Annotated in this window: 9 protein-coding genes; 6 read left to right on the forward strand and 3 right to left on the reverse strand. The window is 70.1% G+C overall.

Translation table 11 applies throughout. From position 1 onward, the window contains the following. The first annotated feature begins 397 nt into the window (after window positions 1–397). A complete protein-coding gene (locus CCN37_RS34900) occupies window positions 398–1,507 on the forward strand; it encodes an HNH endonuclease signature motif containing protein (protein ID WP_086829269.1) in 1,110 nt (369 codons plus the stop codon). 44 nt (window positions 1,508–1,551) lie between these two features. Here CCN37_RS34900 and CCN37_RS34905 read toward each other — a convergent pair whose 3' ends face one another. Genes CCN37_RS34905 through CCN37_RS34915 form a run of 3 tightly spaced genes read right to left on the reverse strand, consistent with a single transcriptional unit; the run spans window position 1,552 to window position 4,525 of the window. Then, window positions 1,552–2,625: a sugar phosphate nucleotidyltransferase gene (locus CCN37_RS34905; RefSeq protein ID WP_086829286.1), complete on the reverse strand. Its 1,074-nt coding sequence runs from the start codon at window positions 2,623–2,625 to the stop codon at window positions 1,552–1,554. Then, on the reverse strand, window positions 2,625–3,587 hold the full coding sequence (locus CCN37_RS34910) for a sugar phosphate isomerase/epimerase (RefSeq protein WP_086829271.1): 963 nt from the start codon (window positions 3,585–3,587) through the stop codon (window positions 2,625–2,627). Before CCN37_RS34910 ends, CCN37_RS34905 begins: the two co-directional genes overlap by 1 nt. Next, window positions 3,587–4,525 carry a BadF/BadG/BcrA/BcrD ATPase family protein gene (locus CCN37_RS34915; protein WP_086829273.1) on the reverse strand — a complete coding sequence of 313 codons (939 nt, stop codon included), beginning with the start codon at window positions 4,523–4,525 and terminating at the stop codon, window positions 3,587–3,589. The genes CCN37_RS34910 and CCN37_RS34915 overlap by 1 nt, the downstream gene beginning before the upstream one ends. 180 nt (window positions 4,526–4,705) lie before the next feature. Between CCN37_RS34915 and CCN37_RS34920 the strand changes: the two genes are divergently transcribed. The 5 genes from CCN37_RS34920 to CCN37_RS34940 are packed head-to-tail and all read left to right on the forward strand — an operon-like array spanning window position 4,706 to window position 10,420. Beyond that, window positions 4,706–5,824, forward strand: a complete 1,119-nt coding sequence (locus CCN37_RS34920; RefSeq protein WP_086829275.1) for an MFS transporter — start codon at window positions 4,706–4,708, stop codon at window positions 5,822–5,824. 13 nt (window positions 5,825–5,837) lie between these two features. Continuing rightward, a complete protein-coding gene (locus CCN37_RS34925; RefSeq protein WP_086829278.1) occupies window positions 5,838–6,737 on the forward strand; it encodes a sugar nucleotide-binding protein in 900 nt (299 codons plus the stop codon). After that, entirely contained in the window at window positions 6,734–8,173 is a 1,440-nt protein-coding gene (locus CCN37_RS34930; RefSeq protein WP_210408343.1) for a trehalose-6-phosphate synthase, read from the forward strand. Before CCN37_RS34925 ends, CCN37_RS34930 begins: the two co-directional genes overlap by 4 nt. Beyond that, window positions 8,166–9,422 (forward strand): aspartate aminotransferase family protein, encoded by a 1,257-nt coding sequence (locus CCN37_RS34935; protein WP_086829282.1) that lies wholly within the window; start codon window positions 8,166–8,168, stop codon window positions 9,420–9,422. Before CCN37_RS34930 ends, CCN37_RS34935 begins: the two co-directional genes overlap by 8 nt. After that, window positions 9,419–10,420 (forward strand): alcohol dehydrogenase catalytic domain-containing protein, encoded by a 1,002-nt coding sequence (locus tag CCN37_RS34940; RefSeq protein WP_086829284.1) that lies wholly within the window; start codon window positions 9,419–9,421, stop codon window positions 10,418–10,420. The genes CCN37_RS34935 and CCN37_RS34940 overlap by 4 nt, the downstream gene beginning before the upstream one ends. The last annotated feature ends 15 nt before the right edge of the window (window positions 10,421–10,435 follow it).

Below are 10,435 nucleotides of genomic sequence, written 5' to 3' on the forward strand. Positions count from 1 at the left end.
TTCTTGGAGGGGTGGGGGTGGGAGGCGTGTGCTCGGGCCGGGGCATTGGCGGGAGCGCACGCTGTGCGGTCCGCCGGGACGCACACGTCGTTCATTTCTGCGGGGGAGTTGGTTTCAGTCGCTGGTTCTTGAGTGGGCTGGCGTTTGGGGCGCGCTGGTTCCAGCGTGGGGTCGGCTTGACCTGGGGGCCCCTTGCGCGTGCCCCTGGGCCTTTCAGGGGCACGGGATAGAACACCCGGCCCTCGCGCGAGCGTATGGCACGCGCACCCCAGGTAAAGCCGACCGTTCCAGCCGCGTGTTCCGTTTCGTGGGGGTTTGCGTTTTCGGTGTGGTGGGCGCCTGGGATTTCATTCTTTAGGGCCATGATCGACTATTTAATCGGCGTAGAATAGAAGGTATGGACGAAGCTGACGTAAAAGCGGCGTACGCGGCTATCTCTGAATCTGTCGCGACGTTCTCCGCGACGCTGGTCGACTACCTCGCGGGTTTGGATTCTCGTGATCGTGAGTTTGCCGATAACTTCATCGCTCCGGTGCTGAAGGTGTCGCCTGTCAAGGCCACGCGACTGATCGATAGCGCGGTGGAGTTGGTGGAGCGCCACGTGGTCTTCAAGGCGATGGCCGAAGGCCGAATCGACCAGGGCAAGTCACTCATGATCCTGGACCTGTTGCGTACCCTCCCCGTAACCCAGGCGGCGATCGTCGAGCAGGCCTTGGTCACTCACGCAGCGACCAACACCTACTCCGCGACCCGCCAGTACGGTGTCCGGTTCATCCACCGTCTCGACCCCAAAGCCGCCGAACGCCGTCACGCGGAGAAGCACAAAGCCCGCCTGGTGGAGAAGTTCAACCTCGAAGACGGTATGTCCTCCCTGCGCTTGACCATGACCGCCCACGACGCCGCCCTGTCCTACGACCGCGTCGATCGCATCGCTAAGGCCTTGCCCAAAGACGATCGCACGCTGGATCAGAAGCGCTCCGACGTTGCCCGTGACCTGTTGCACGGCAAGGAAACCCCGGCGCCGCAGGGGCAGACGGTGGTGTACTTGACGATGCCGGTCACCTCAGCCCTCGGTTTGACTGACGATCCTGGGATGCTCACCGGCTACGGCCCCCTCCCCGCACCCTTGGCGAGGGACATCGCCGCCGGTGGTGTCTGGAAGCGCATCCTCACCGACCCGGTCACGGGCATGGCTGAAGAGATCAGCGACGTCTACCGCCCCACCGCCAAACAACGCGAACTCATCGCCGCGAGATACCCGACCTGCACCGCCATCGGATGCAGACAACCCGCCCACCGCTGCGACTACGACCACTGCCGCCCCTACAACGGGTCCAACACCACGATCACGAACCTGCGACCCAAATGCAGGCGTCACCACCGCATGAAGACCCACACCAACTGGCAGTGCGCCAACGGCGAGGACGGCACCCACACCTGGACCACCCCCAGGGGCCACACCTACGAAACCGCGCCCGAACCCATCGCCGAACCCGCACCCTTCTAGGAGATCAGCAGCTGAGCACGAACGCTTGTGCCCCAGCCGAAACGTCAGAAGGTGAGACCGTCGCGGTCGGAGCGCAGGTGCTCGTTCTCCAGGACGAGGGAGTCGCGGACGGTGACACCGGCGGGCACGACGGCGCCGGGCAGCACCACGGAACGCAGGACCTTCGCGCCGGGCTCGATCACGCAGCCGGGGTGCAGGACGCTGGACTCGACCACCGCGCCGGGCGGGATCGGAGCGCCGGAGAGACTGTCCACATCGGACAGAATCGCAGGGGCCGACGAGGACAGCGTGCGGGGCAGCAGTGACGGGTCCATGGCGCCGGACAACAGCTTCAGCTGCTCGGAGTGGTAGCGGTCGACAGTGCCGATGTCCGCCCAGTAGCCCTCGATCGGGAACGCCGAGACCGGACGGCCCTGACGGATCATCTCCGGGAGCACGTCGCGGCTGATGTCGTGCTGCCAGCCGTCCTCGCCGCGCGCGACGAGGGAAGCGAGCACTTCCTGGAGCGCGTCGACGCGGAACAGGCAGAACGCGGTGAAGATCAGGTCGGAGGTCGGGTTCTGCGGCTTCTCCACGAGCGCGCGCACGCGCAGGTCGGAGTCGACGTCGACCATGCCGAACAGCTTGACGTACTTCAGCTCGATGCGCTGCACGCCGATCGTGCAGTGCGCGCCGGAAGCGCGGTGCGCGGCCACCATGGGCGCGTAGTCGAAGAGGTAGACGTGATCAGCGTGCTGCACAAGCACATCCGAAGCACCCGGTGCGAAGAGGTACTCGGCGTTGGACAGCAGCGCGTCGGCGGTGCCGCGCTCGGCGGGGCGCTCCGGCAGCAGGTCGAAGTCGGAGGTCCTGACGAACGAGTCGTGCGGTCCGAAGTGGACACGGGTCGGCGTGGAATCCCAGTGCCGCACGAGGTGCCGGACCAGATCGGCCTCGCGGTGCAGCGACAGCAGCACCACCTCGGGGATGCCGGAGCGCACGGAGTTGACCATGCTGAAGTCGACCAGGCGGCACGAAGCCGCGTACGGCACGAGGGGTTTGCACACCCGCGAGGTCAGCGGTCCCATCCGCTCCCCGAGCCCACCCGCGAGCAACCCGGCGCGCACACCGTCGAGCATCACCACGTCCTCCCCTGAGCGCTGGCCGAGGGCAGCAGCCTGCGCAGCGCCGCGAGCGAGTTCGCCGCCCCCTGATCGGTGGGCAGCAGAGCGTCCTCGTGCTCCACGTAGATCACTCCCCGGTAGTCCTCGTCGAGCAGCGCCGCCACGATCTCCGGCCACGGCAGCGAGCCGGAACCCAAGGCACGGAAGCGAATCGCCGGACCCGGGCCGTAGCGCGACCACCCGGACCCGCGCGGCTCGAACGGCTCCTGCCACACCTGAAGGTCCTTGGCGTGCACGGCGGCCAGATCGCTTCCCCACCCGCGCACGGCGTTCACCGGATCGTGCCCGACCGCCGCGAGGTTCGCGGGATCGACGCAGAGCCCGACGCCCTCGGCCGCCGCGAGCAACGCGCGAGCGCTCGCCGGGTCGTAGGCCACCTGCTTCGGATGTGGCTCAACCACAACGCGGACACCGAGTTCCGCGGCCAGCTCCAACGCGGGCTTGGCCGCGGAGCACCACGCCTCGACGTTGTCGGACCAACTCACATCGCTGCCCCACCACGACAACCACCGGCCGAGGTCGGGAACGCCGAGCATCAGCCGCACCAACGGCGCGCCGAGCCCGGCCGCGAGTCGCACGGTGCCGAGCGCGGCGCGTGTGCCGTATTCGCGCTTCTCCTCGGCGGTGCCCGCGAGCACGGGATCGGTGTGCGGGCCGTGCGGGCCGAGCACGAGCTGGGTGTCCCTGCTGTTGCTCACGCAGCCGACGCGGATGTGCGCGGCCGCAAGGGCGGTACGCAGTTCCGCGTGGTGCTCGGGGTCGTCCAGCCGCTGCGCGTCGACGAGCTTGAACGTGCTGTCGGCGGGCAGGTCCACCACGTCCACACCGGCCTGTCCGGCGGCGCGCAGCGCACCGTCGAGCCCGGCCGGCGCGAACGCCGCCAAGCACAGGCCGAGCCGGATCGGTCCGTGCGCCATCAGCCGTTCCCTCCCAGAGTCCGCGTCCACGCCCAGCCGTTCAGCGACGGCGGGAGCACGGGAAGCTCCCGCAACGCCGCCAGCACCATCGCGGTCGGATCGGTGACCAGGGTCGGCTCCGCCGAACCCAGTTCCCCGACCAAACGGGCACTCAGTTCCCTTGCGTACTCAGGACATCCCTGGAACACGCCACCGGTCAGCGTCGCCGACCACGAGCCACTGAGTCCCGCGCGGTCCCGTGCCGCGCGCACCGCGTCGACCATGTCGGTGAGAGCCCCGGTCACGATCTCGCCCGCGACCGCGTCTCCCTCCAGCCAACACCGGCAGACCGCGGAAGACAATGCGGCAACAGTGGATTTGGGGAACGGCTCGGCCGCGAGCGAGCGCGCGAGGTCCTGAACCGAACCGCCACCGAGCGCGGTGCTCAGCGCCGTGGCCGGACCGCGCCCGTCGGTGGCCCGGACACCTGCCCGCAGCCCGGAAAGGCCCATGGCGAAAGCACTTCCCTCATCGCTGCCGAGGTACTCGCACCCGCCCACCGAGACGGGCTCGCGTACTCCGTCGGAAGCGATGAACCCGGACCCGGTACCGCAGACCACGGCCACTCCGCGCCCGCGCAGCGGCGGCGCCACCAGCAGCGGGAGCACGTCACGGGAGATCACCATCGTCCCGCCGAGCCCGGCGTCGCGGGCGAGCCTGGTCAGCCGCTCCAGCTCGCGACCGGGGGCGTTGGCGTCCACGGTGGCCGTTGCCAGCCATCCGGTTGTCATCCGATCGCCGGACGCCGCGCGGATCGCCCGGAACAGCTCCCGCAGGTCGTCGTCGGCGGCCCGCGCGCCGACCGAAGCCGGGTTCACCGAACCCCGCCGCCAGCGGGTCCCGTTGTCCAGCAAGGCGGTCGTGCTGCTGCCGCCCGCGTCGATCGCCCAGTACGCCACCGCACCCCCGAGACACGCCGATCACCGACAGAACCACGCTACCGGAGGAGCGGCGGGCGGTCCGCCGACGTTTGCGCAGTATCGTTGGGCGAGCTGGATCACATCCCGTCCCCAGGGGCGGGATTGAGCAGGACTGGAGCGCTTGTGCGGCAAGGAAGCGGGGTCTTCGGACTCCTCGCTGTGGCTGCGAGTTGGGGCCTGTTCTGGGGCGGCTGGGCCGCGCTCATCCCGGAGATCAAGGCGGACCTCGCGCTGACCGATCAGCAGCTGGGGCTGGCGCTGTTCGCCGTCCCCGTCGCCGCGGTGCCGGCGATGGTGCTCACCGGCAGACTCGCGCAACGCCTCGCCCAGCACACGCTGCCGGTGGTGACCGGAGTCTTCGCGCTCGGGGTCCTGCTGGTCGGCCTTTCCGGCTCCTACCTCACCTTCGCCGCGTCGCTGCTGGTCGTCGGCGCGGCGAGCGGGGCGATCGAGGTCGCGCTGAACGCCACGATGGCCGCGCGCGAGGCCAGGGACGGCGAGCGGCTGTTCAACAAGGTCCACGCCGCGACACCGATGGCGATGGTCGTGGCCGCCCCGTGCGTGGGACTCGCACGACAGCTCGGCGCGTCCGCGCTGGCCGTGCTGGCGGTGATCGCCGTCCTGGTCGCGCTGAGCGCGGTCATGGCGATCGACCCGAACGGGTGGGTCGACAAGTCCGAAAGCACCAATGCGGAATCCAGTCCCAGACGGTTCTACGTGCCGCTGGTGGTGGTCGGGGCGGTCGCCGCGACCGTGCTGCTGATGGAGAACGCCGTCGAGCAGTGGGGCGCGATCCACATGGAGACCGAGCTGGCCGCGGGGCCGCTGCTGGCCAGCTTCGCCCCCGCCGCGTACATGGCGGGCCTCTCCGCTGGGCGTTTGCTGGCGCAGTGGCGGGGCGCGGCGCTCGGTGACCGCGTGCTGGTCGTCGCGGGCGGAGCGCTCGGGCTGGCCGGCATGGTGGTCGGCGCCGCGGCGTGGAACCCGGCGACGACGCTGATCGGCTTCGCGGTCGCGGGCATCGGGCTCGCGCCGGTGGTGCCGACGCTCATGGGCGCGGTGGGCCGCGCGGTCGCGAACGACCAGCGCTCCAAGGCGATCTCGCTGGTCACGACCATCGGCTACGCGGGATTCCTGTCGAGCCCACCGCTCGTGGGCACACTGGCGGGATGGCTCGGTCTTCCGGTAGTCCTGACGGTCGTGGCGATGTTCGGCCTCGTCGTCATGGCCGGAGCGGCGGCGCTGCGGCTGCTGCCGACACCGGCACGCGCCACGTGACTGGGGAGGAACTGTGGAACGCGTTCTGATCGTGGGGGCGGGCTACCTCGCGGGGCACGTCGGCCAGCGCCTGCGCGCGCTCGGGCACACCGCCGTGCTCAGCTCGCGGCGCCGTCCCGCGACGCCCGAGGCGCAGGAGCTGGACTGGCTGCCGCTGGACGTCGCCGAGCCGGAGTCCATCCGCGCCGCGCTCGCGCAGGCCCGGCCGGACTCCGTGGTCACGGTGCACGGTCCGTCCGACATCACCTGGTGCGAGGCCAATCCCGGGCAGGCCATGGCCGCGCACCAGGGCGGGGCGGAACACCTGGCGGACGCGCTCGGTGGGCGGCGCGCGCTGATGATCTCCACCGACAACGTCTTCCCCGGCGTCAAGGACAGCTGCGCGGAGTCCGAGCCGACCGAGCCCGCCAACGTCTACGGCCGGGTGAAGCTCGCCGCCGAGGACACGTTGCTGGCCACCGGGAACGCGATCGCGCTGCGCGTCAGCCTGGTCTACGGCTGGGACCGAGCCGGATTGCGGCCGAACTTCTTCACCACCTGCGCGCAGAAACTCGGTGCGGGACAACCGGTCGCGGTGCCGGGTGATCACTGGAACAGCCCGGTGCTCGTCAACGACGTCGCCGCGTGGACGGCCGCGCTGCTGGGCTCCGAGCACACCGGCGTCGTGCACCTCGGCGGTCCGCGCAGGCTGACCAGGGTCGAGTGGGCCAGGCACATCGCCACCGGCTACGGCGTGGACCCCGACCTGGTCAGCGCCGCGCCGCAGAGCAGCACCGCCTACGCGTGCCGCCCGCGCAACGCCTGCCTGCACAGCGACCGCGCGGCTGGTATCGAGGACCTGAAGGGACTCGAACCCGTCGACGTCTTCGAGGCCAGCAGCAAACTCATTGCAACAGGGGAGGAATCGCAGTGACCCATCTGTTCCTGGCCAGCAAGCGGGCCGCCGTCACCTACGCGCCGGACCCGGAGACGGGGGAGCTGCGGCCGTGGCTGGCACCCGGGGGCACGGGCAACGTGGTCGCGGAGCAGGCCGGGGTGCTGAACGTGTCCTGGATCGCCAGCGCGGACACCGACGACGACCGCAGGGCCGCGCAGGAGAACCCCGACGGCCTTACGCTGAGCCTGCACTCCGGCCGTGACATCACCGTCCGGTTGATCCAGCACGACCGCACGACCTTCGACGTCGTGCAGAACTTCCTGACGGCGGAACTGTTGTGGGCGGCCAACAACTACGGCTGGGACCGCTGGACGAACCCGACCTTCGGCGCCGAGACCTACGAGGCGCTGCGCCGCTTCGGCGAGTTCACCGACGACTTCGCCGACGCCATGCTGAAGAGCTCGGCGGGCGTGGACGACCCGGTGTACCTGGTGCACGACTACCAGCTGGTCGGCGTGCCCGCGAAGCTGCGCGCGCAGCGCCCGGACGCGCCGGTGCTGCTGTTCGTGCACATCCCGTGGCCCTCGCCGGACTACTGGCGCATCCTGCCGAAGGACGTGCGCGTCGGCCTGCTCGAAGGCATGTTGCCCGCGACCACGATCGGCTTCTTCGCCGACCGCTGGACCCGCAACTTCCTCGACTGCGTCGCGGATCTGCTGCCCGAGGCGAAGGTCGACCGCGAGGCCGGTGTCGTGCACTGGCGCGGTCGGCGCTGCCGCGTGCGCACGATGCCCTTGGGCTACAGCCCGTTGACGCTGCACGGCCGCAACCCCCGGCTGCCGGAGGGCATCGCGGAGTGGGCCGGTGACGGCCAGCTCGTCGTCCACAGTGGACGGACCGACCCGATGAAGAACGCCGAGCGCGCCGTGCGGGCGTTCGTGCTCGCGGTGAAGTCCGACGAGCGGCTGCGCGGCGTGAAGATGCTGGTGCGGATGAACCCCAACCGGCTCTACGTCGAGGCCAACGCGGAGTACGTGCGCCGCGTGGAGGCCGCCGTCGCGGAGGCCAACGCGGAGCTGGGTCCCGACACCGTGCTCACGCACTGCGACAACGAGGTCGACCACAGCGTCGCGTGCTTCCAGCGCGCCGACCTGCTCATGTTCAACTCCACTGTGGACGGTCAGAACCTGAGCACCTTCGAGGCGCCGCTGGTCAACACCCGCAACGCCCCGGTGATCCTGTCCGAGATGTGCGGGGCGGCCGAGGTGCTCGCGCCCGTGTGCAGCACGGTGAACCCGTTCGACCTCGTCGAGCAGGCACAGGCCATTGTGGACGGTCTGACCGCGCCGGAGGAGGAGCGCGAGACGGCAGCCAAGCGCCGCCGTGAGGTCGCCGAGCCGTGGACCCTGGAAGCCTGGGTGCGCATGCAGCTCGACGGGCTGACAGCTGATCACGAGGCTCGCGATGAGTGACCCGCACCAGGTAGCGCAGTACGCGATCGGCGACGCGAAGCTCGTCCGCGGCGAGGGTGTGCGGTCGTGGGACAGCGACGGCCGCGAGTACCTGGACTGCGTTTCCGGCACGTTCAACCTGATCCTGGGGCACAACCACCCCGAGGTGATGGCGGCGGTGCGGGAGCAGACGGAGAGCTTGGTGTTCGCCAGCTCCTCGTTCCAGACCGAGCCGACCAACGTGGTGATGCAGGAGCTGGTCAAGATCAGCCCGGCGAACCTGACCCGGGTGAACCTGCGCAGCTCCGGCGGCTCGACGGCGAACGAGGGCGCGATCAAGATCGCCCAGCTCCAGACGGGCAAGCGCGACGTGATCGTGCCGTTCCGCGGCCAGGTCGGCCAGTCCATGGCGGCGACCAGCTTCAACGGCAGCAGCCGCATGCGCGCCCCGTTCCCGTACCAGTTCCCCGGCGTCACGCACGTGCCCGACGCGTACTGCTACCGCTGCTTCTACGCGCAGGAACCCGACAGCTGCGCCAAGTTGTGCGTCGACCGGATCGCGGATTTCATCACCTACGCCAGCTCCGGCAGCGTCGCGTGCGTGCTGATCGAGCCGATCAGCGGGGTGGGTGGCAACATCGTCCCGCCGCCGGGCTACTTCGAGGACCTGGTGGCCTTCTGCGAGGAACGGGACATCATCCTGATCTTCGACGAGAACCAGACCTCCTTCGGCCGCACCGGCGAGATGTTCGCCGCCGACCACTTCGGCGTCCAGCCGCACATGATGACCGTCTCGAAAGGACTGACGGGCAGCGGTCTCCCGCTCGCGGCGATCCTCACCGAGGAGCGGATGGCGAACTTCGACCGCTCGCTGCACGGCTTCACCTACGGCGGCCACACGCTGTCCTCGGCGGCGGCCGTGAAGACCCTGGAAATCGTGCAGCGACCGGGATTCCTGGAGAACGTCCGAGCCTCGGGCAAGGTCCTCAAGGACCGGCTGCTCGACCTCCAGAAGGACAACCCGGTGATCGGCGACGTGCGCGGAGTCGGGCTGATGCTCGGCGTCGAGCTGGTCGAGCCCGACGGCGGTAAGGCCACCAAGAAGACGCACGAGTTCCAGCGCGCGCTGCACGAGCGCGGCGCGATCACCCGCGTCTCCGAGCACGGCCTCGGCAACGTCATCGAGCTGCGCCCGCCGCTCGTGCTCTCGCCGGAGGACGCCCACCTCATCGCCGACCGCTTCGGCGAGGCCCTGGACATGGTGTCGTGAGGGTCGACCTCGGACCGGACGGTCCGGCTCTCGTGCACTCAGAACCGTTGCGCCCCAAGGGGGAACACGCGGTCCGGGTGCGTGTGGAGCTGGCCGGGCTGTGCCGGTCGGACCTCAAGGAGGTGGCGGGCAACCGGCACGGCGTCAGCCAGTTCGGGCACGAGCTGGTCGGCGTCATCGAGGAGTCCACTGTGGATGGACTCACGCCCGGCGACCGCGTCACGCTCGACCCGAACGTGCCGCTGGAGCGGGGGACCGGCTTCGCCGACGTGATGTGGGCGGCCGGTTCGGCGGATCGCCTGCGGGCGGCGCTTCCCGTGGTGCCCGCCGACGTCGACGCGCGCCGCCTGGTCTTCACCGAGCCGTTGGCCTGCGCGCAGCACTGCCTCGGCTCAGCCGCCCGGCACACCGGCGAAGACCTTGCGGCGCAACGTGTCGGAGTCCTCGGTGCGGGCACGGCGGGCGCGCTGATCGCCGGGCTCGCGCACGCGCTGGGCGCCGAGGTCACCCTGGGCAACCGCAGTCGGGACCGCACGGACTTCCTTCGGTCCCGCGAGGTACTGGCCGCCCCCGTCGGCCCGATCGACGGGATGCCGTCCGAGGGCGTGGACATCGCGATCGTGGCAACGAGTTTCGTGCTGCCCGAAGTGCTGCGCGAAGCCCTGCGCACGGTCGTCCCCGGCGGCCTCGTCCTGCTCTACGGCGGGACCGCGCCCGGAGACGCGTTGCCAGGACTGGACTGCGACCTCGACGGCGTGCGCCGGGGCGAGCTGGTCGTGGAAGCGTCCTGGGACGGCAAACCGGTGCGCGTCGGCGGGAGCTACGGCACCGTCCAGGACGACTTCGGCGCCGCGATCCGCGCCCTCGTCGAGCTGGACCCGTCCGCGCTGCCGGTGGAGCGGATGATCACCGAGGAGATCCCGCTGACCGCGCTCCCCGAGACCATCCGTTCCCACCTCGCGACCCGCCCGCTCGGCAAGACCCTCGTGCACCCCTAGGGCCTGTCCTCAAAG

It is taken from the genome of Allokutzneria sp. NRRL B-24872 (assembly GCF_002155965.1).
Taxonomy (GTDB): domain Bacteria; phylum Actinomycetota; class Actinomycetes; order Mycobacteriales; family Pseudonocardiaceae; genus Allokutzneria.

Excerpts from the sequence above, each read along its gene's own strand:
- CCN37_RS34935 (WP_086829282.1), top strand. The coding sequence starts at position 8,166 with ATGAGTGACCCGCACCAGGTAGCGCAGTACGCGATCGGCGACGCGAAG.
- CCN37_RS34900 (WP_086829269.1), top strand. The coding sequence starts at position 398 with ATGGACGAAGCTGACGTAAAAGCGGCGTACGCGGCTATCTCTGAATCT.
- CCN37_RS34910 (WP_086829271.1), bottom strand. The coding sequence starts at position 3,587 with ATGGCGCACGGACCGATCCGGCTCGGCCTGTGCTTGGCGGCGTTCGCG.
- CCN37_RS34905 (WP_086829286.1), bottom strand. The coding sequence starts at position 2,625 with ATGCTCGACGGTGTGCGCGCCGGGTTGCTCGCGGGTGGGCTCGGGGAG.